Raw genomic sequence first — 19,157 nt, 5'->3', positions numbered from 1 at the left:
GTCCCGGCTATCAGCGCGGCAAGCCATGGGCCCCGGTGTGGTGCCCGTCCAGCGTGGGGCGCACCGCCGTCAGAAAGTTGCGCAGCGGCTCGCCCAGAACCGCCCCTTTGCGCCAGGCCAGCCCCACTTCCAGTAGCGGCAGGCTGTGCGCCAGGGGCCGGGCTTCGATGCGGTCGCCCTCCAGCGACCAGGGGCGGTACAGCATGTCGGGCAGTACCGAGCAGCCCGCGCCGGTGGCCACCAGGCTGCGCACCGCCTCGACCGACGAGGTACGGATCAGCACATTGGGTTCGGCCCCCCCGGTGTTCCACAGCGCGGTGGTGGCATCGCCCAGCTCGTCCACCTGCAGCAGCACCAGGGGCTGCTGGGCCAGGTCGGCGGCCTCGACCTTGGCCTCGCTGGCCAGGCGGTGGTTCACCGGGCACCACACGCGCCAGCCCGACCGCAGAATGGTCTCGGTGGCCAGGGCGCGGGGATTCTGCAACTGCGACACCACGATCAGGGCCACATCCAGCTCGCCGCTGACCAGCAGGTGCTCCAGGTAATCGCGCCGGTCCTCGGTGATCTGCACCTGGATGCGCGGAAACACCCGGCGAAACCGGTCCAGCAAAAACGGCAGGTAGTAGCCCACCATCAGGCTGGTCACGCCGATGTTCAGGCTGCCGGTGACGGTGTGCGGCCGCGACGACAGGGCATCGCGGGCGTTGCGCATGGCCACCTCGATCTGGTGGGCGTGGCGCAAAAACTGGTGGCCCGCGTGCGTCAAAGACATGCCGCGCGCACGCCGGTCAAACAGCAGCGTGCCCAGGTCTGCCTCGATCTGGGCGATGGCCTGCGACACCACCGACTGCGACACGCCCAGGTCGTGGATCGCAGCCGTTATCGAACCCGATTCGGCCACCGCTATGAAATACCGAATGCTCTTGAAGGAGGTGCTCATGGGGCGGGATACTCACAAGATAGACACCGTTTTGGGCGATTCCGATGGAAAACCGGGCTACCTACCCGCGTGGAACCTAGGGTAAATCACTATTTTGGCGCAAAGGGGTACGAGGTTTCTGTTTTACCGATGGATTGTATTGGCGCGGGGGTATGGCTCGGGCTGGTACCGGCTCCTAAGATGGCTTAGCTCCATAGCCCGAACCCCAAAGTGAGGAAATTCCCCATGTCCACCACCCGCGTGATCTCTACCGGCCTGTTGGCCGTCGCCGCTGCCGCCTCCGTGCTGGCCGCCCCACCCACGGCCATCGGCAAGGGCGAAGGTCGCCTCGACATCATTGCCTGGGCGGGCTACATCGAACGCGGCGAAACCGACAAGAACTACGACTGGGTGACCGCGTTCGAAAAGGACACCGGCTGCAAGGTCAACGCCAAGTCGGCCGCCACCTCGGACGAGATGGTGTCGCTGATGAAACTGGGCGGCTACGACCTGGTGACGGCCTCGGGCGATGCCAGCCTGCGGCTGGTAGCGTCCAAGCTGGTGCAGGAAATCAACCCGGCCCTGGTGCCCTCGTGGAAAAACGTGGACGCGCGCCTGCAAAACGCCGACTGGCATACAGTGGGCGGCAAGCACTACGGCGTGCCCTACCAGTGGGGCCCCAATGTGCTGATGTACAACACCAGCGTGTTCAAGGAAGCCCCCAAGTCCTGGTCGGTGGTGTTTGAGCCCACGGTCTTGCCCGATGGCAAACCCAACAAGGGCCGGGTACAGGCCTATGACGGCGCCATCTACATCGCAGATGCCGCGCTGTACCTGATGGGCAAACAGCCCGAGCTGGGTATCAAGGACCCGTACGAGCTCAACGACAAACAGTACGCCGCCGTACTGGCGCTGCTGCGCGGCCAGAAAGCCCTGACGCACCGCTACTGGCACGACTCCACGGTGCAGATGAACGACTTCAAGAACGAAGGCGTGGTGGCCTCCGGCTCATGGGGCTACATGGTGAACGCGCTGCAGGCCGAAAAGAAGCCCATCGCCTCCACTGTCCCCAAGGAAGGGGTCACCGGCTGGGCTGACACCACCATGCTGCACGCCAACGCCAAGCACCCCAACTGCGCCTACAAATGGATGGAGTACTCGCTGAGCGACAAGGTACAGGCCCCGCTGGCCGAGTGGTTCGGCGCCAACCCGGTGGTGGGCGCGGCCTGCAAGGCCAAGGCGCCGGGCGGCAGCGACTTCTGCAAAGACAACGGCTACGACCGGTTCACCGAGGTCAAGTTCTGGAAAACACCGCAGGCCAAATGCAGCACCCAGGGCAGCTGCGTGCCATACGGCAAATGGACCATGGACTACATCGCCATCATGGGCGGACGCTGAAGGTGGGGCAGGAGGCCATAGCCTTTAGCGGCGTGTCGCGCCACTACGGCAGCGTCAAGGCGCTGGACAGGGTGAGCTTCACGGTGCAGGAGGGCGAGTTCTTCTCGATGCTGGGGCCTTCGGGCTCCGGCAAAACCACCTCGCTGCGCCTGATGGCGGGCTTCGAGCAGCCCAGCAGCGGCAGCCTGACACTGTTTGGCCAGGAAGCCGCGGGCACGCCGCCCTATGCGCGTGACGTGAACACCGTGTTCCAGGACTACGCCCTGTTTCCGCACATGAACGTGCTGGACAACGTGGCCTACGGACTGATGGTGCGCAAGATGCCCCTGGCGCAGCGCCACACCAAGGCCCGCGAAGCACTCGACATGGTGGCCCTGCCCGACCACGCGCTGCGCACCCCGGCCCAGCTCTCCGGCGGCCAGCGCCAGCGGGTGGCGCTGGCCCGCGCACTGGTCAACCGGCCCCGCATCCTGCTGCTGGACGAACCCCTGGGCGCGCTGGACCTGAAGCTGCGCGAGCAAATGCAGGTGGAGCTGAAAGTGCTGCACCGCAAGCTGGGGATCACCTTTGTGTACGTAACACACGACCAGAGCGAAGCCCTGTCGATGTCCGACCGCATCGCCGTCTTCAACCGCGGGCAGATCGAGCAGATCGCCACGCCGCGCGAGCTCTACCGCCAGCCGCGCACCCGTTTTGTGGCCAACTTTGTGGGCAGCGCGAATGTGGTGGATGCCGCCCTGGCGCAGCGCATTACCGGTACCAGCCAGGCGTTTGCCGTGCGCCAGGAGCACATCACCGTCGCCGCCGCAGGAGCCGCCGCGCCAGCGGGCCGCCTGCAGGTGGAAGGCACGCTGGTGGCGGTGCAGTTTCTGGGGGCCGCGCAGCGCCTGGAAATCCAGGTCGGCGACCAGATGATCACCGCCCTGCAGCAGGACCACGAGGCCGCCAGCGCTCTGGCGGCCCACACCGCGCCAGGAGGCGCACTGGCCCTGCATTGGGCCCCAGAGCACATGGTGGCGCTGGATGCCTGAGACCCTCGCCATGCCCCCGCTGGCGGCCACCCAGGGCGGGCTGCGCCGCCGCCTGTCTAACCTGTTGTACCAGCGCCGCAACCTCACGCTGCTGCTGTTGCTGACTCCGCCGCTGTTGTGGTTTGGCGTGGTTTACGTGGGCTCGCTGCTCACGCTACTGGTACAAAGCGTATTCACCTTCGACGACCTGGCCATGTCGGTCACGCCCGAGTTGACCAGCCAAAACTTCCAGGACCTGCTGGTCGCCGCCAACCTGGACATCGTGCTGCGCACCCTGTCCATGGCCATGGCCGTGACCCTGGGCACAGTGGTGCTGGGTTTCCCGATGGCCTACTACATGGCCCACTACGCCAGGGGCTGGGAAAAAGGCTTTTTCTACGTGGGCGTGATGCTGCCCATGTGGGCCAGCTACATCGTCAAGGCCTATGCCTGGACGGTGCTGCTGGCGCAGGGGGGCGTGGTCTATTGGGTACTGGACCACCTGGGCCTGCGCGGCGTGCTGCAGGCGGTGCTGAACATCCCGGCCATCGGCGGTGAGACACTGGCCACCTCGAACCTGGGGCGGTTTCTGGTGTTTACCTACATCTGGCTGCCGTTCATGGTGCTGCCCATCCAGGCCGCCATTGAGCGCGTGCCGGGCAACTTGCTGCTGGCCTCGGCCGATCTGGGGGCCAAACCATGGCAAACCTTTCGCACCGTGCTCTGGCCGCTGGCATTTCCGGGTGTGGTGGCGGGCTCGATCTTCACCTTCTCGCTGACCCTGGGCGACTACATCATCCCGCAGTTGGTGGGCCCGTCCGGCCTGTATATCGGCAGCATGGTCTACACCTTGCAGGGCACGATTGGCAACCTGCCGATGGCGGCGGCTTTTACCTGCGTGCCGATTGTGCTGATCACCCTCTACCTCGGCGTGGCACGCCGACTCGGGGCCTTCAATGCGCTTTAAATCCGCACACCTGCTGCGCGCGGCGGCCTATGCGGGGCTGGCGTTCTTGCACCTGCCCCTGCTGTTCATCGTGGTGTATGCCTTCAACAGCGATGACGGCGGCTACAGCTTCCCGCTGCGCGGGCTCACGCTGCGTTGGTTCGCCCGCGCCTGGGAGCGCGAAGACATCCTGCAGGCCATCAGCCTGTCGATGGGCGTGGCGGCCATGGCCACCCTGGTCGCCATGGTGCTGGGCACGATGACGGCGGCAGCTTTGAACCGCGACCGCTTTTTTGGCAAGGACGGCTTCACCACCCTGCTGATCCTGCCGATTGCGCTGCCCGGCATCGTCACCGGCCTGGCCCTGCTGGCGGCCTTCAAGCTGATGGACGTGAACCCCGGTTTCTGGACCATTGCCGTGGGCCACGCCACATTTTGCGTGGTGGTGGTGCACAACAACGTGGTCGCCCGGTTGCGCCGCCTGCCTGCGCGGCTGGTCGAGGCCTCGATGGACCTGGGTGCCGACACCCTGACCACCCTGCGCTACATCATCCTGCCCCAGCTGGGCACGGCGCTGCTGGCGGGCGGCATTCTGGCCTTTGCCTTGTCGGTGGACGAGCTGATCGTCACCACCTTTACCTCTGGCAGCGAGAAGACCCTGCCGCTGTGGCTGCTGAACCAGTTGAGCCGCCCCCGCGAAGTGGCGGTAACCAATGTGGTCGCCATGGCCGTGATGCTGCTCACCATGCCCTTGATCCTGCTGGCCTGGCGGCTGACCCGCGACACCGACACCAGCCCCGGCGCGCAATGATTTACCCCTCCACCCACCTCCTGGAAGCTCCACCATGGCCGTACAACGATTTCCCACCCAGTTGCTGATCAACGGCAGCACCGTCACCGGCGAAGGCCGCGCGGAAAACGTGCTCAACCCCTCCACCGGCGAAGTGCTGTGCGAAGTGCGCGAAGCCAGCGCCGACCAGTTGCGCCTGGCTGTGGATGCCGCCAGCCAGGCATTTCCGGCCTGGGCCGCACTCACCCCGCGTGAGCGCAGCGCCTACCTGCTGCAGATCGCCGACGCGATTGAGTCCCACGGCGATGAATTTGCCGCGCTGGAGTCGCTGAACTGCGGCAAACCGCTGAGCGCTGCGCGCAACGACGAGATACCGGCGATTGCCGACGTGTTCCGCTTCTTTGCCGGGGCACTGCGCAACCTGTCGGGGCCGCTGGCGGGCGAGTACCTGGCCGGGCACACCAGCATGGTGCGGCGCGATCCGCTGGGCGTGGTCGCCTCCATCGCCCCCTGGAACTACCCCTTGATGATGGCCGCCTGGAAGCTGGGCCCGGCCATCGCCATGGGCAACACCGTGGTGCTCAAGCCCTCGGAAAACACGCCGCTGACCACCCTGCGCCTGGGCGAGGTGCTGGCCGACATTTTGCCGCCGGGTGTGGTCAACATCGTCTGTGGCCGGGGCGACACGGTGGGTGCCCCGTTGATCCGCGACCCGCGCATCCGCATGGCGTCGCTGACGGGCGATGTCTCCACCGGTAGCAAGATCATGGAAACCGCCGCCCGTGGCATCAAACGCACCCACCTGGAACTGGGCGGCAAAGCCCCGGTGATCGTGCTCGACGATGCCGACCTGCCCAGCGTGGTCGAAGGCCTGCGCACCTTTGGCTACTACAACGCCGGGCAGGACTGCACCGCCGCCTGCCGCATCTACGCGGGCGAAAAGATTTACGAGCGGCTGGTGGCCGACCTGAGCAGCGCCGTCTCCGGCATCAAGGTGGGCACGCAGCAGGAGCCGGGCGTGGAAATGGGCCCGCTGATCTCAGCACGCCAGCGCGACCGCGTCGCCAGCTTTGTCGACCGCGCCGCGCAGTTGCCCCATGTGGAAGTGACCACCGGTGGCGCCGCCTGGGGCAGCAAGGGCTTTTTCTACAAGCCCACCGTGGTGGCCGGTGCGCGGCAGGACGATGAAATCGTGCGCAGCGAAGTCTTTGGCCCGGTGGTGTCCGTCACCCGCATCAAAGATGTGGACCAGGCCGTCGCCTGGGCCAACGACTCTGAATACGGCCTGTCCAGCTCGGTCTGGACGCGCGATGTTGGCCTGGCCATGCAGGTGGCTTCGCGCCTGCAATACGGCTGCACCTGGGTCAACACCCACTTCATGCTGGTGTCGGAAATGCCGCATGGCGGCATGAAACATTCGGGCTACGGCAAAGACATGTCGCTCTACGCGCTGGAAGACTACAGCTGCGTGCGGCATGTCATGGTGAAGCACGCGGGCTAGGTCCGGATTCTGTTTCCGTAGATCACCCCAGACCCGCCCAACACAGGGTTTGTCTGGGGTGCCGGGTGCTGCGAACGAGCTAACATGTCACCCATGACGCAGCCCGCCACCCCCCCGATGTATGCCAACATGACGAGCCAGCGTGCCCGCGCCTACCAGGGCTTCACGCAACAGATTTTCACGGGTGGCATCCGCGCGGGGCAGTTCATTTCGCAGCGCGAATTGATGCTGCTGCTGGACATGCCACTGGGTGCAGTGCGCGAGATGATTCCCCGACTGGAAGCGGGCGGCCTGCTGAAGACCGTGCCCCAGCGCGGCCTGCAGGTCACGCCGGTAGACCTGAAACTGATCCGCAATGCCTTCCAGGTGCGCTCCATGGTCGAGTGCGAAGCGGTGCGGCACTTTGCGCACAGCGCCAGCGACGAGGAGCTGGCCGCCATTGAGGCCAGCCACCGGCAGATCCTGGAGCGAGCCCATGCTTCCAATGCACTGGACGACCACCGCCTGCTCGACGATGCCCAGGCCGTGGACTGGGGCCTGCACGACCGCATGGTGGACGCGCTGGGCAACGACATCATTTCCGAGATGTACCGCGTCAACAGCCTGCGCGTGCGCCTGATCAAGCTGGAGCACAGCGTAATCACCCCTAGCCGCCTGATTCCCGCCATGCAGGAGCACCTGCGTTTCATCGATGCCCTGCGCAGCCGCAATGCCCCGCTGGCGGTCGAACTGCTGGAGGCCCACATCCACAGCGCCCGCAGCCGCGTGGTTGACACCCCCCTGGAGCCGATGCGCAGCGACCGGCCTTCGGCAGCCAACACCCTCCCCCGTACCCCTACCCAACCCCAAGGAGCACCTCTTGAACCCTGATATCCATGGCCTCTGGCCTGCGTTGCTGCTACCCGTCAGCCCCACCGGCGCACTCGACACGCCCCGCGCCGTCGCCCACGCCCAGCGCATGCTGCAAGCCGGGTGCGACGGCATCACCCTGTTTGGTACCACCGGCGAAGGCCCGGCCTTCACCATTGCCGAGCGCACCGGCCTGCTCGAATCCATGCTGGGCAGCGGCATCCGGCCCGACCAGGTCATCGTTACCATCACTGCGCTGGCCCTGGGCGACGCGATCACGCTGGGCCAGCACGCCAGCCGCCTGGGTGTGCACCGCCAGATGCTGATGCCGCCGTTCTTCTTCAACCAGCCGCGCGATGCAGGCATTGTGGAATCCGTGTCGCAGGTGGTGCGCGGCATCGGCGACGACGGCCTGAAGCTGTTGCTCTACCACTTCCCCTTCATGAGCACCTTCGGCTTCTCGCACGCCGCCATTGCCGAGTTGGTGCAGCGCCACCCCGGGCAGGTGGTGGGCGTGAAGGACAGTAGCGGCGACCTGGCGCATTCGCTGGCGCTGGCCCAGGCCTTCCCGGCGCTGGCCATTCTGGTAGGTGCCGAGCTGCACGTGGCCCCCACCCTGTGCCAGGGCGGTTCTGGCTCCATCAATGGACTGGCCAATATCGCTCCGCGCCTGATGCGCCGGGTGATGGACGCGCCCGCTGCAGTGGCCGCTGCCGACGAAAAGCTGATCACTGACCTCCTAGCCCTGCTGTCGGCCAAACCGGGGATGCCTTTCGTGGGCGTCTACAAGGCCATGCTGGCCGAGCAAACCGGCGATGCAGCCTGGCTGCACATGCGTGCGCCCCTGAGCCCGCTGGACAGCGACGAGCTGCAAACCGTGCGCGACGGTTACCGGGCACTGGGCGCGGCGCTGGACCACGTGTAACCGCCCGCTGGCCGACATTTCAAATAATCCCAAGGAGACAACCATGACCCCATCCATCCTGAACCGCCGCACCCTGCTGGGCGCTGCAGCCGCCCTGGGCGCCAGCGCCCTGCCCACTCTGCCAGCCTTGGCGCAAACCAAGACGGTGCTGCGCATCTCCACCCCCGCCGTGCCGGACGACTGGCACGCCAAGATGTGGACCGTGTTCAAAGAGCAGCTGGAAAAGACCGCGCCCGGCGAATTTGACGTGCAGATCAACCTGAACGCCACGCTTTTCAAGCAAGGGACGGAGCCTACAGCCATGGCGCGCGGCAACCTGGAGCTGTCCAGCATCTCGGCCTTTGACATCGCCAAACTGGTGCCCGAGTTCTCCATCTTCACCGCGGGCTACGTGGTGCGCGACCCTGAGCAGCAGCAGAAAATTTTCAACGGCCCTATCGGTGCCGAGCTGTTCAAGCTGGTATCTGAAAAGATGGACATCACCCCGCTGGCCACCGTCTACCTGGGCACCCGCCAGATCAACCTGCGCGAAGCCAAGCCAGTCAAAGTCCCTGCCGACCTCAAAGGCGTGAAGCTGCGCATGCCCGGCTCCAAGGAGTGGTTGTTCCTGGGCGAGGCACTGGGCGCCACCGCCACACCGCTGGCTTTTGGCGAGGTCTACATGGGCCTGAAAACCGGCACCATTGACGGCCAGGACAACCCGCTGCCCTCGGTACGCGCCGCCAAGTTCTACGAGGTGACCAAGCAGATCGTGATGACCAGCCACCTGGTGGACGGCATCTTCATTGCGATCTCCACCAAAAGCTTCAATGCCCTGACCGCAGCGCAGAAGCAAAAGGTCACCGCCGCCGCCCAGGCTGCAGCGGCCTATAACAACGAAAACCGGCTCAAGGAAGAGAGCCAGTTGGTGGAGTTCTTCAAGAAAGAGGGCCTGCAGGTCAATACGCCCGATGTCGAGGCGTTTCGCAAGTCGGTGCAAGCCACCTACCAGGCCTCGGACTACGCCAAGGTCTGGCCCAAGGGCTTGCTGGACCGCATCAACGCGACCAAGTAAGCCACGGCCACCCGTATGCTACGCAGATTGCAACAGGCCGCCAACATTTTGGGTGGCGGCCTTTTTCTGACGCTGTTCGTCGTCTTCATCGTCCAGATCACGGCGCGCTTCGGCTTCAACAAGCCGCTGCCCTGGACCGATGAGGCCGCCGTGATTCTGTACGTCTGGGTCATCCTCTGGGCCGCTGCCACCGTGGTACCCGAGCGCGAGCACGTGGTGTTCGACCTGCTGTGGAACAGCGTGAACTACCGCACCCGCCAGGTGATGCGCATCGTGGGCAATCTGATGCTGGGTGGGTTGTCGCTGGTGGCCATTCCGGCCAGCTGGGACTATGTGCACTTCATGTCCCGCGAAGGCTCGCCAGTGCTGGGCGTCTCCTTCATGTGGATTTTTCTGCCGTTCGTGCTGTTGTTGATCGCCCTGGTCATCCGCAGCGCCTGGGCCATCTGGAACGCCGTGCGCGGCATTGGCTTGGAAGCGGAGTTACGACTATGACCTCTGGAATCTGGATCCTCGTTGCCGTGCTGGTGGGCGGCTTGCTGCTGCGTATGCCCATCGGTTTTTCCATGCTGGCCGCCGGCATTGCCTACCTGCTGGCCAAAGGCCAGGATGTGGGCCTGGTGGCCGAGCAGGTAGGCAACGGCCTGTACAACAGCTATGTGCTGTTGGCGGTGCCGCTGTTTGTGTTTGCCGCCAACATCATGAATGCGGGCACAGTGAGCGAGCGGATTTTTGACTTCTGCCGCATTCTGGTGGGCCGCATGCGCGGTGGCCTGGCGCAGGTGGACATTCTGGTCAGCGTGATCTTCTCGGGCATGAGCGGCAGCGCCATTGCCGATGCCGCCGGGCCGGGCCTGGTCACCATCCGCCAGATGCTGAAAAAGCCCGAGTACACCCGCGGCTTTGCCGGTGCCGTAGTGGTGGCCAGCGCCACGCTTGGGCCCATCATCCCGCCCAGCATTCCGATGGTCATTTATGCGCTGGTATCGGGCGCGTCGGTGGGCGCGCTGTTTCTGGGCGGCGTGGTGCCGGGCTTTCTGATGGCCGGGCTGATGATGGGGGTGGTGCACATCATCGCCGTCAAACGCAATATGCCGCGCGACGAACCCGTGCCGCGCTCCGAATGGGCGGGCCTGATCTTCCGTGGTGCCCTGCCCCTGTCCATGCCGATCGTGCTGCTGGGTGGCATTTACTCGGGGGCCTTCACCCCCACCGAGGCCGCCGCTGTGGCCGCGTTCCATGCCCTCATTCTGGCGGCGGTGGTGTTCCGGGCGCTGACCTGGCGCAGCTTCTGGGCTGTGGTGATGGAATCCACCCGCGGCAGCGCCGTCATCACCCTGATCCTGGCGGGCTCCTTCATGCTGAACTACGCGTTCACCGCCGAGGGAGTGCCCCAAAGCATGGCGATGTGGGTAGACGGCATGCACCTGTCGCGCATCCAGTTTCTGCTGCTGGTGAACGTGATGTTCCTGGTGCTGGGCTGCTTTCTGGATGTGTCGGTGCTGTTGCTGGTCTTCGTGCCCATGCTCTTGCCCGCCGCCAAGCTGCTGGGCGTGGATCTGGTGCACTTTGGGGTGCTGGTGGTGCTCAACATGATGATTGGCCTGATCCACCCGCCGTTTGGCATGCTGCTGTTTGTCACCAAGGCGCTCACCGGCATTCCAATCGGCGAGATGATGAAAGAGGGATGGCCGTTCCTGCTCATGCTGCTGTGCCTGCTGCTCGCCATGACCTTCTTCCCCCAGATCGTGCTCTGGCTGCCGCAGACCATGGGCTACGTCACACACTAGGACACCAGGGGTTTATGGCCCCTATAATCCGGTGACCTCAGCGGGTGTAGTTCAATGGTAGAACGCTAGCTTCCCAAGCTCGATACGAGGGTTCGATCCCCTTCACCCGCTCCACACAGAAACCAGGTCGTTGCAATGCAGCGGCTTGCCATGGCGCCCAAAGAACCAGCCTGTCGATTCAGAGACTGGCTTCTGAACTGGGTCCCTCTCGCCGCCTGTTCGCAACCCGCCGCTCCGGACCTTGCCATGGCTCAGGATGCATGGCAGCGTACTGTTCCACACGGACCAACTGCTCTCTGATGTGCCGCAACTGCTCCTTGCCGGCCCGGATTTCCTCACTTTCATCGAAGCCTGTGGGCGGAATCAGCCGGGTTAAATGCTCGCAGATGGAATGGAACTTCCTCAGGCGGCTCACTACATGGCCATCGTGGCACAGGCCACGCAAAACCAGGCATACCCGTACGACTTTGGGCAACTCCAACTTGCGACCGAGCAGTGACCGTTCAATAAGGCGGTCGTAGGCGCGTTCCAATTGGTGTAGCGTGCGCTCTATTTCTTGGTTTGACATAACTAATCCCTTTTTAAAGAGAATTTCGTTTGCCGGGCGTAAATTAAGTATGGTCCAGCACGGCGATTTCTCAAAGTGGCAGCAGCTATCAACACTGCAAATTGAATAGTTTTATGCAGGGCAATACCAGGGCAAACCAAGGTATGCGTGAGCGGAAAAGGTGTTCACCGTTGCCTCCGAAATAGCAAGCCGAAGCAAATGCAGTAGTCTTCCCCTTTCCTGCTTTCAAGCCTCAACCGAACTAAAGGGGGAAAATAGAAATACATTTTAAAACTACATATAACATTTAAACTTGACAGTCCGCAAATTGTACGAAACGCGTAAGCTGTTAATCGTTAGATATTCGCCAGGTAGTTTGAACGAGTTCAGTTTCCATTACCCTTTCCAAGTTTTTCTTGCATTGATGGCCCCGCGCCAAAGCCTGCGGTGCCGCCTCCAGGAGTTTGCTGCATGCACCCGACCCCTTCCCTCTCTCTGTTGGCTTTGCGATGGTTGTTGGCCCCCATTCTTGGGTTCGGCATCGGCGCCTGTGGCGGTGGCAGCAGTGCAGCCACACCGCCCGCCACCGCCACGCCAACCGTCACCACGCTCAACAGCAGCCTGTCCAGCCCCTGGGGTATCGCGGTGCTGCCATCGGGCGAACTGCTGATCACCCAGAAAAGCGGCAGCCTGCTGCGCGTCAGTGCGGATGGTGCCACCACCACGCCCATCAGCGGCATCTTGCCGGTGAACGACAGCGGCCAGGGCGGCCTCCTGGGCCTGGCGCTGGACCCCGACTTTGCCACCGCGCCCTGGGTGTATTGGGCCTATTCAGAGCCGGGCAGCGGTGCCGAGGCCGGATTGACCGGTACGGCGGTGGCGCGGGGACGGCTGGTGGGCAATGCGCTGCTGGACGTGGCCGTGCTGTTGCGCCAGCAGCCCAAGACCACCGGCTCGGGCCACTTCGGGTCGCGCCTGGTATTTGCCCGCGACAAAACCCTGTTCATCACCCTGGGCGAACGGCAAAAGTTCAGCCCCGCACAAGACCTGGCCCAGACGCTGGGCAAGGTGGTGCGCATCCATCGCGATGGCAGCATCCCCACCGACAACCCGGCGCTGGGACCCGGCGCCCTGCCCGGCATCTGGAGCCTGGGCCACCGCAATCCCCAGGGCGCGGCGCTGCACCCGGACACCGGCGAACTATGGGTGAGCGAACACGGTCCCCAAGGGGGCGACGAGATCAACATCGCCCGCGCCGGGGCCAACTACGGCTGGCCTGTCAAAAGCTATGGCTGCAACTACGGCGACCCGGTGGGCACAGCCTGCCGCATCGGCGGCGGCGTGCATGCACCCACCTATGTGGAGCCGCTGACGTATTGGGTACCCACTTCAGTGGCTCCGGCGGGCTTGATGTTCTACACCGGCAATCTGATCCCGCAGTGGAAAGGGAATCTGTTCTCAGGCTCATTGGCGGGCCAGACGCTGTGGCGCATGACGGTAAGCCCCACCGCGGTGCTGACCCGCGAGGCGCTTTATGCCGACCGCAAAGAGCGCTTTCGCGACGTGGTGCAGGCGAAGGACGGGGCCATCCTGCTGCTGACCGACAGCGGCAAGCTGTTGCGCCTGGCCCCGTGAAGCCTTAGACCAACTTCACACCGGTTTGGGCTTGCAAATCTTCCAGCGTCACGCCTGGAGCCAGCTCCACCACTTTCAGCCCGGCGGGGGTGACGTCCATCACGGCCATGTCGGTGATGATGCGGTCGACCACGCCCACGCCGGTCAGCGGCAGGGTGCAGGCGGGCAGGATTTTCAGGTCGATGGTGCCGTCGCGTTTTTTGGCCACGTGCTCCATCAGCACGATGACGCGCTTCACGCCCGCCACCAGGTCCATCGCACCGCCCATGCCCTTGACCATCTTGCCGGGGATCATCCAGTTGGCCAGGTCGCCTTTTTCGCTGACCTGCATGGCCCCCAGGATGCTCAGGTTGACCTTGCCGCCGCGGATCATGGCAAAGCTGTCGTGGCTGCCAAAGATGGACGAGCCCGGCAGCGTGGTGACGGTTTGCTTGCCCGCGTTGATCAGGTCGGCATCCACCTGGTCAGCGGTGGGGAACGGGCCGATGCCGAGCATGCCGTTCTCGCTTTGCAGCCACACCTCCTTGTCGGCGGGCACATGGTTGGCCACCAGGGTGGGGATGCCGATACCCAGGTTCACATAAAAGCCGTCTTCCAGCTCCTGGGCCGCGCGGGCCGCCATTTGGTCTTGGTTCCAGGCCATGTTTATGCTCCTGCTTTCGCTGTCACGGTTTCGGTAATGGTGCGCTTTTCAATGCGCTTTTCGGGGTGGGCGTTGAGCACGATGCGGTGCACGTAAATGCCGGGCAGGTGCACCTGGTCGGGCACCATGCTGCCGGTCTCGACGATTTCTTCCACTTCGACGATGCAGATCTTGCCCGCCATGGCGGCAGCGGGGTTGAAGTTGCGGGCTGTCAGGCGGAACTGCAGGTTGCCGGACTTGTCGGCGCGCCAGGCCTTGACCAGCGACACCTCGGGCACCAGGGCGCGCTCCATCACGTAGGTCTGGCCGTCAAACTCACGCAGTTCCTTGCCTTCGGCCACCAGGGTGCCCACACCGGTCTTGGTGAAGAAGGCCGGAATGCCCGCGCCGCCGGCACGCAGCTTTTCGGCCAGCGTGCCCTGGGGGGTGAACTCAAGTTGCAGCTCGCCCGCCAGGTACTGGCGCTCGAATTCCTTGTTCTCGCCCACGTAGCTGGAGATCATCTTTTTGATCTGCCGGGTCTCCAGCAGCTTGCCCAGGCCGAAGCCGTCGACACCCGCGTTGTTGGAGATCACCGTCAGGTCTTTCACGCCGGAGTCGCGCAGTGCGTCGATCAGCGCCTCGGGGATGCCGCACAGGCCGAAGCCGCCCACGGCCATGAGTTGGCCGTCTTGCACAACGCCTTTCAGCGCCTCGGCGGCAGAGGGGAAAATTTTGTTCACACAGTTCTCCGGTTAAAAATCTGGCAGAACGATACTACCTATTGGGCTACGTAGTTTTTCGTAAAGGGTTTGCACTATGGACGTGGATTACGCGCTGGCGTTTGCGCTGGCCCCGGTGGGCTTGGTGGTGTCGCGCAACCGCGCCATTGTGGACTGCAACCAGCACCTGTGCGAGATGTTCGGGGCCGACCGCGACCAGCTCATCGGCCAGTCCTTCCAGGTGCTCTACCCCACTGCCGTGGAGTTCGAGCGTACCGGCGAGCGCATCGCGCTGACCATGGACACCAAGGGCCGCTACGCCGACGACCGCATCATGCAGCGCGTGGGCGGGCGCTTCAAAGGCGAGGCCTTCTGGTGCCACGTAATGGGCCGCGCCTTGGACCGCAACGCCCCGCACGCCGCCGGGGTGTGGAGCTTTGAAGATTTGTCCTCGCGCCGCCCGGTGCAGGCCGCCCTGACCCCGCGCGAGCGCGAGGTAGCCGCCCACGTGATGACCGGCCTGACCTCGAAACAAATCGCCAAGCTGCTGGGCATCAGCCACCGCACCGTGGAAATCTACCGCGCGGGCCTGATGCGCAAGTACAAGGCCTCCACCACAGCCGATCTGGCGCAGCGGCTGCTGGGCGGGTAAATTCAAAGAAAATCAGCCTCCAGCGCTTATTCCATGAGCGTGAGCAGCTATACAATACATAGCAAATCAAACTTTGGGATGTTTATGAGCCGACTCGGGCACACCCGCGACAAGATCTACAAAACCGTGGCCCGGCAGCTGCATGGCGTGGTGCCCTGCTGGGTGTGTGGCCAGCACGTATTGCCCGCCGCGGCCACCCTGGAGCACATCCAGCCGCTGAGCGAAGGTGGCAACAGCCACCTGGAGAATCTGGCCATCAGCCACGATGTGTGCAACAACCAGCGCCATGCCACGGGCGTGGTGCCGGTTTCAGCAGAACAGCCGGGCAAGGTACAACGGCGCTGAACATGCCCAGGGGACCCAGGGCTACGTTCCCCCAAACACCCCCCGCGCTACCGACATCCGGCCTTGCTTGACCTGGACCATGGCGGCATCGGCGGCCTGGATGATCTGGTCCACGCTGCCGTTGCCCCCCAGGCGCAGCTGGATGCCAATGCTGGCGGTGCAGCGCACATGCAGCTCGCCCAGCGGGTAATCGCGCTCCAGCATGTCCCAAATCTTGTCGGCCACCGTGTTGACATGGTGGGCGGCAGACACCTCTTTGCTGCCCAGGTCTTCCAGCAGCACCACAAATTCATCGCCCCGCACCCGGGCCACGGTGTCGTTTTGGCGGATGGCGGCCATCAGCCGCACCGACACCTCGATCAGCACCTGGTCGCCCACCGCACGGCCATGGGCGCTGTTGACGCCCTTGAAGTTGTCCACATCGACGTACAGCACCGCAAAATACGAGCGTTGCCGCGCACTGTTGAGTTGGGCCCGCCAGATCCGGTCGCGCAGCAGCCGCCAGTTGGGAAGGCCGGTGAGGGCATCGTTGAAGGCCATGGACTGGATCAGCTCGGCAGACACCTGCAGGCGCGAGGTGTCGCGCAACACCCGCGCCATGCCGGTACGCAGCCCCTGGGCGTCCACCAGGGGCACCAGCACCATGGAGACAGGCAGCGGGTTGCCATTCTGGTGCAGACGCACCGTTTCCAGAGTGTGACGCACGGCACCCTCGGGGTCCATGGGCACAACCTCCTCGAACCGGCGGTCGGCAGGCACAAGCCGTTGCAGCGTCTGCCCCAGCATCTGCTGCGCGGTGTAGCCCAGCATGGCTTCGGCGCCGGGGCTCCAGCCAACCACCCGGCCGTCCAGGTCTTCGAAGCAAATGGCATCGGCAGAAGCCGCCAGCACCGCATCCAGCCGCTGCTGCAGGTGGTGGATGCGCCTGCGGTGCACGCCGTACAGCAGCACGCCCGCCAGCAAGGCGAGCAAGCACACCAGGGCCACGACTAAAGAAGGCTGGAACGACATAGAACCATCTTAGTGCCGATACCCCAGCTTTGCCTACCTTCGCGGTAAGGCCGCGTGTGCCGAATGGGTGCACAGCGGGGTCAACATGCCGGATCGACACCGAATAGGTGCATCCATCTTGTATATCAGTTGGCACGGATTCTGCGTAATTCCTGGCAATGACTACCGCCGCCGACATCAGTACCCGCATCATCGAAGCCGTGATGGCGCAAAAACTCGCCCCCGGCGCCCGCCTGGGCGAGCAGCCGCTGGCAATGCTGTTCGACTGCAGCCGCACCGTGGTGCGCGAGGCCCTGACCCGGCTGGCCGCGCGCGGCATCGTGACGGTCAGCGCACGCCGGGGCTGGTACGTGATCGAGCCCTCGCAAGACGAAGCACGCGAGGCCTTCGAGGCCCGCCGGGTGATTGAGACCGGCCTGATCCGCAGCCTGCAGGGCATTGAAAAACCCGCCTTGAAGCGGCTCAAACAGCACCTGCTGCAGGAGCAGGCCGCCATCAAGGGCAACGACGTAGGTACCCGCAGCTTCCTGCTGGGCGACTTCCACGTGTGCCTGGCCGAATGCCTGGGCAACACCCTGCTGGCCGACACGCTGCGCGACTTCACCGCCCGCACCACCCTGATCGCCATGCTCTACCAGTCCTCGCACAACGCCGAGCAGTCCTGTGCCGACCACGTGCAGATCGTCGCCGCACTGGAAAAGGGCGACACCGCCCTGGCCGAAAAGCTCATGGCCGCCCACATCGGCACGGTGCAGCAGGCACTGAGGTTGCCCGTCAGCACCGACCCGCTGGCCCAGCTGCGCGATGCCCTGGCCCCGGTGGGCAAGGCGGCATCTGAGGCACAAGACTTGCATACAAGATCCCGAAAAGCCAAACCCCCACCGGTGGCCGATCGTGATCCGCCCCCCGACGACCCATCCACTTACCTAGGAGCCTTGCTATGACATCCACCCGCCGCCACTTCCAATCCGGCCTCGCCGCCATCGCCCTGCTCGCCAGCCTGGGGGCCCACGCCCAGACCGCCCTGGACGACGTGCTCAAGGCCAAAAAAATCACCATCGCCATCCCCACCGACTTCCCGCCCTACGGATTTGTCGGCACCGACCTGAAACCCCAGGGCCTGGACATCGATATGGCCAACTACATCGGCGGCAAGCTCGGCGTGGCGGTGGAACTGGCCCCGGTAACCAGCGCCAACCGCGTGGCCTACCTGCAGTCCAAAAAGGCCGATCTGGTGATCTCGTCGCTGGGCAAAAACCCCGAGCGCGAGAAAGTCATCGACTTCACCGCCGCCTACTCGCCCTTCTTCCAGGCCGTGTTCGCACCCAAAACCCTCAGCATCAAGAGCTTTGCCGACCTGGCGGGCAAATCGGTGGGCGTGACCCGCGGCGCCATCGAAGACCAGGAGCTGACCAAGCTGGCCCCGTCGGGCACCGACATCAAGCGCTTTGAAGACAACAACGTGACCGTCTCGTCGTTTGTGTCCGGCCAGGTGCAGGTGATTGCCACCGGCGCGTCGGTCGCGGGCAACCTGATGGCCAAGAACCCGCAACTGGGCGCCGAGTACAAGCTGCTGCTGAAAGATTCGCCCAACTTCATCGGCGTGGCCAAGGGCGAAGACGCGCTGCGCGCCAAGGTCAACGAAATCATCCTCGCCGGCAAAAAGTCCGGCGACATCGACAAGATGGCCGTGCGCTGGCTGGGCCGTCCCGCCGGTAACCTGCCGGAATAAATCCCCCGTCACCACCGGAGCCAAGCCATGCGCATCGCATTCGACTTCTACGCCGTGCTGGAGCAGTGGCCGCTGCTGGCCAAGGGCATCGTCTGGACGCTGGGCCTGACGCTGATCGCCACGCTGATCGGCGCGGTGCTGGGCATCTCCTGCGCCTGGGTGCGCAGCCAGAACACCCGGGCGCCGCTGTGGCTGCAGGCCCTGGTGGGGGCGTATGTGGAGCTGATCCGCAACACGCCTTTCATCGTGCAGCTGTTTTTCATCTTCTTTGGCCTGCCTGCGCTGGGCTTCAAGCTGTCGCCCGAGGTGGCCTCCATCCTGGCCATGGTGGTCAACCTGGGGGCCTATGCCACTGAGATCATCCGCGCCGGTATCGATGCCACGCCCCGGGGCCAGATCGAAGCCGCCTCCAGCCTGGCGATGTCGCAATGGCAGACCTTCACCCGCGTCGTGCTGCCACCGGCGCTGAAGAAGGTCTGGCCCGCGCTGGTGAGCCAAATCATCATCGTGATGCTGGGCTCGGCGGTCTGCGGGCAAATCTCGACCGAAGAGCTGAGCTACGCCGCCAACCTGATCCAGAGCCGCAATTTCCGCGCGTTCGAGGCCTTCATCATTGCCACCGGCATCTACCTGGCGCTGTCGATGGCGGTGCGCAAGCTGCTGAACTGGCTGGGTCCGCGTTTTGTCTACGGTCGCTGAGGACACACAC

At 64.2% G+C, this 19,157-nt stretch carries 21 protein-coding genes and 1 tRNA gene; 17 read left to right on the top strand and 5 right to left on the bottom strand.

Annotated features, from left to right (window positions below; all coding sequences use genetic code 11):
• Positions 1 to 10: 10 nt before the first annotated feature.
• Positions 11 to 940 carry a LysR family transcriptional regulator gene (locus tag AB3G31_RS09460; RefSeq protein ID WP_367849925.1) on the bottom strand — a complete coding sequence of 310 codons (930 nt, stop codon included), beginning with the start codon at positions 938 to 940 and terminating at the stop codon, positions 11 to 13.
• Positions 941 to 1,165: 225 nt separating this feature from the next.
• On the opposite strand from AB3G31_RS09460, the gene AB3G31_RS09455 reads away from it, so the two are divergent.
• From AB3G31_RS09455 to AB3G31_RS09405, 11 genes are all read left to right on the top strand, one after another.
• On the top strand, positions 1,166 to 2,317 hold the full coding sequence (locus AB3G31_RS09455; RefSeq protein ID WP_367849924.1) for an ABC transporter substrate-binding protein: 1,152 nt from the start codon (positions 1,166 to 1,168) through the stop codon (positions 2,315 to 2,317).
• A 32-nt stretch (positions 2,318 to 2,349) separates the two neighbouring features.
• Positions 2,350 to 3,348 (top strand): ABC transporter ATP-binding protein, encoded by a 999-nt coding sequence (locus tag AB3G31_RS09450; RefSeq protein ID WP_367849923.1) that lies wholly within the window; start codon positions 2,350 to 2,352, stop codon positions 3,346 to 3,348.
• Positions 3,341 to 4,294, top strand: a complete 954-nt coding sequence (locus tag AB3G31_RS09445; protein ID WP_367849922.1) for an ABC transporter permease — start codon at positions 3,341 to 3,343, stop codon at positions 4,292 to 4,294. The genes AB3G31_RS09450 and AB3G31_RS09445 overlap by 8 nt, the downstream gene beginning before the upstream one ends.
• On the top strand, positions 4,284 to 5,084 hold the full coding sequence (locus tag AB3G31_RS09440; RefSeq protein ID WP_367849921.1) for an ABC transporter permease: 801 nt from the start codon (positions 4,284 to 4,286) through the stop codon (positions 5,082 to 5,084). Before AB3G31_RS09445 ends, AB3G31_RS09440 begins: the two co-directional genes overlap by 11 nt.
• Before the next feature lie 61 nt (positions 5,085 to 5,145).
• Positions 5,146 to 6,564 carry a gamma-aminobutyraldehyde dehydrogenase gene (locus AB3G31_RS09435; protein WP_367850316.1) on the top strand — a complete coding sequence of 473 codons (1,419 nt, stop codon included), beginning with the start codon at positions 5,146 to 5,148 and terminating at the stop codon, positions 6,562 to 6,564.
• A gap of 93 nt (positions 6,565 to 6,657) precedes the next feature.
• Positions 6,658 to 7,434: a GntR family transcriptional regulator gene (locus AB3G31_RS09430; protein WP_367849920.1), complete on the top strand. Its 777-nt coding sequence runs from the start codon at positions 6,658 to 6,660 to the stop codon at positions 7,432 to 7,434.
• Entirely contained in the window at positions 7,424 to 8,338 is a 915-nt protein-coding gene (locus AB3G31_RS09425) for a dihydrodipicolinate synthase family protein (protein WP_367849919.1), read from the top strand. The genes AB3G31_RS09430 and AB3G31_RS09425 overlap by 11 nt, the downstream gene beginning before the upstream one ends.
• A gap of 43 nt (positions 8,339 to 8,381) precedes the next feature.
• Positions 8,382 to 9,392, top strand: coding sequence for a sialic acid TRAP transporter substrate-binding protein SiaP (locus AB3G31_RS09420; protein ID WP_367849918.1), 1,011 nt, complete (start codon positions 8,382 to 8,384; stop codon positions 9,390 to 9,392).
• A 15-nt stretch (positions 9,393 to 9,407) separates the two neighbouring features.
• Entirely contained in the window at positions 9,408 to 9,887 is a 480-nt protein-coding gene (locus tag AB3G31_RS09415; protein ID WP_367849917.1) for a TRAP transporter small permease, read from the top strand.
• The gene (locus AB3G31_RS09410; RefSeq protein ID WP_367849916.1) at positions 9,884 to 11,182 is read left to right on the top strand and encodes a TRAP transporter large permease; all 1,299 of its coding nucleotides are present in this window, start codon (positions 9,884 to 9,886) and stop codon (positions 11,180 to 11,182) included. Before AB3G31_RS09415 ends, AB3G31_RS09410 begins: the two co-directional genes overlap by 4 nt.
• Before the next feature lie 40 nt (positions 11,183 to 11,222).
• Positions 11,223 to 11,296, top strand: a tRNA-Gly gene (locus AB3G31_RS09405).
• 64 nt (positions 11,297 to 11,360) lie between these two features.
• Here AB3G31_RS09405 and AB3G31_RS09400 read toward each other — a convergent pair.
• Complete coding sequence (locus AB3G31_RS09400) at positions 11,361 to 11,750, bottom strand: hypothetical protein (RefSeq protein ID WP_367849915.1); 390 nt, start codon at positions 11,748 to 11,750, stop codon at positions 11,361 to 11,363.
• Between the two features lie 495 nt (positions 11,751 to 12,245).
• On the opposite strand from AB3G31_RS09400, the gene AB3G31_RS09395 reads away from it, so the two are divergent.
• Positions 12,246 to 13,364, top strand: a complete 1,119-nt coding sequence (locus tag AB3G31_RS09395) for a PQQ-dependent sugar dehydrogenase (RefSeq protein ID WP_367849914.1) — start codon at positions 12,246 to 12,248, stop codon at positions 13,362 to 13,364.
• A gap of 4 nt (positions 13,365 to 13,368) precedes the next feature.
• Here the strand turns inward: AB3G31_RS09395 and AB3G31_RS09390 are convergent, their stop codons facing one another.
• Together AB3G31_RS09390 and AB3G31_RS09385 are read right to left on the bottom strand one after the other, a co-directional pair.
• Positions 13,369 to 14,007, bottom strand: a complete 639-nt coding sequence (locus AB3G31_RS09390) for a CoA transferase subunit B (protein ID WP_367849913.1) — start codon at positions 14,005 to 14,007, stop codon at positions 13,369 to 13,371.
• Positions 14,008 to 14,009: 2 nt separating this feature from the next.
• Positions 14,010 to 14,729 (bottom strand): CoA transferase subunit A, encoded by a 720-nt coding sequence (locus AB3G31_RS09385; RefSeq protein WP_367849912.1) that lies wholly within the window; start codon positions 14,727 to 14,729, stop codon positions 14,010 to 14,012.
• 76 nt (positions 14,730 to 14,805) lie between these two features.
• Here AB3G31_RS09385 and AB3G31_RS09380 point away from each other — a divergent pair, with 76 nt between their 5' ends.
• Together AB3G31_RS09380 and AB3G31_RS09375 are read left to right on the top strand one after the other, a co-directional pair.
• The gene (locus tag AB3G31_RS09380) at positions 14,806 to 15,360 is read left to right on the top strand and encodes a LuxR C-terminal-related transcriptional regulator (protein WP_367849911.1); all 555 of its coding nucleotides are present in this window, start codon (positions 14,806 to 14,808) and stop codon (positions 15,358 to 15,360) included.
• Positions 15,361 to 15,444: 84 nt separating this feature from the next.
• Entirely contained in the window at positions 15,445 to 15,705 is a 261-nt protein-coding gene (locus tag AB3G31_RS09375) for an HNH endonuclease (RefSeq protein ID WP_367849910.1), read from the top strand.
• 21 nt (positions 15,706 to 15,726) lie between these two features.
• On the opposite strand, the gene AB3G31_RS09370 is transcribed toward AB3G31_RS09375, so the two are convergent.
• Positions 15,727 to 16,716 carry a diguanylate cyclase gene (locus tag AB3G31_RS09370; protein WP_367849909.1) on the bottom strand — a complete coding sequence of 330 codons (990 nt, stop codon included), beginning with the start codon at positions 16,714 to 16,716 and terminating at the stop codon, positions 15,727 to 15,729.
• Positions 16,717 to 16,874: 158 nt separating this feature from the next.
• Between AB3G31_RS09370 and AB3G31_RS09365 the strand changes: the two genes are divergently transcribed.
• The 3 genes from AB3G31_RS09365 to AB3G31_RS09355 are packed head-to-tail and all read left to right on the top strand — an operon-like array spanning position 16,875 to position 19,147.
• Positions 16,875 to 17,660 carry a GntR family transcriptional regulator gene (locus tag AB3G31_RS09365; protein WP_367849908.1) on the top strand — a complete coding sequence of 262 codons (786 nt, stop codon included), beginning with the start codon at positions 16,875 to 16,877 and terminating at the stop codon, positions 17,658 to 17,660.
• Complete coding sequence (locus AB3G31_RS09360; protein ID WP_367849907.1) at positions 17,657 to 18,448, top strand: transporter substrate-binding domain-containing protein; 792 nt, start codon at positions 17,657 to 17,659, stop codon at positions 18,446 to 18,448. The genes AB3G31_RS09365 and AB3G31_RS09360 overlap by 4 nt, the downstream gene beginning before the upstream one ends.
• Positions 18,449 to 18,475: 27 nt before the next feature.
• Positions 18,476 to 19,147 (top strand): amino acid ABC transporter permease, encoded by a 672-nt coding sequence (locus tag AB3G31_RS09355; protein ID WP_367849906.1) that lies wholly within the window; start codon positions 18,476 to 18,478, stop codon positions 19,145 to 19,147.
• Positions 19,148 to 19,157: the final 10 nt, after the last annotated feature.

This window comes from Rhodoferax sp. WC2427, assembly GCF_040822085.1.
GTDB lineage: Bacteria > Pseudomonadota > Gammaproteobacteria > Burkholderiales > Burkholderiaceae_C > Rhodoferax_B.
The sequence above is the reverse complement of the archived record's forward strand: the minus strand, read 5'-3'. Positions and strand labels throughout refer to the sequence as shown.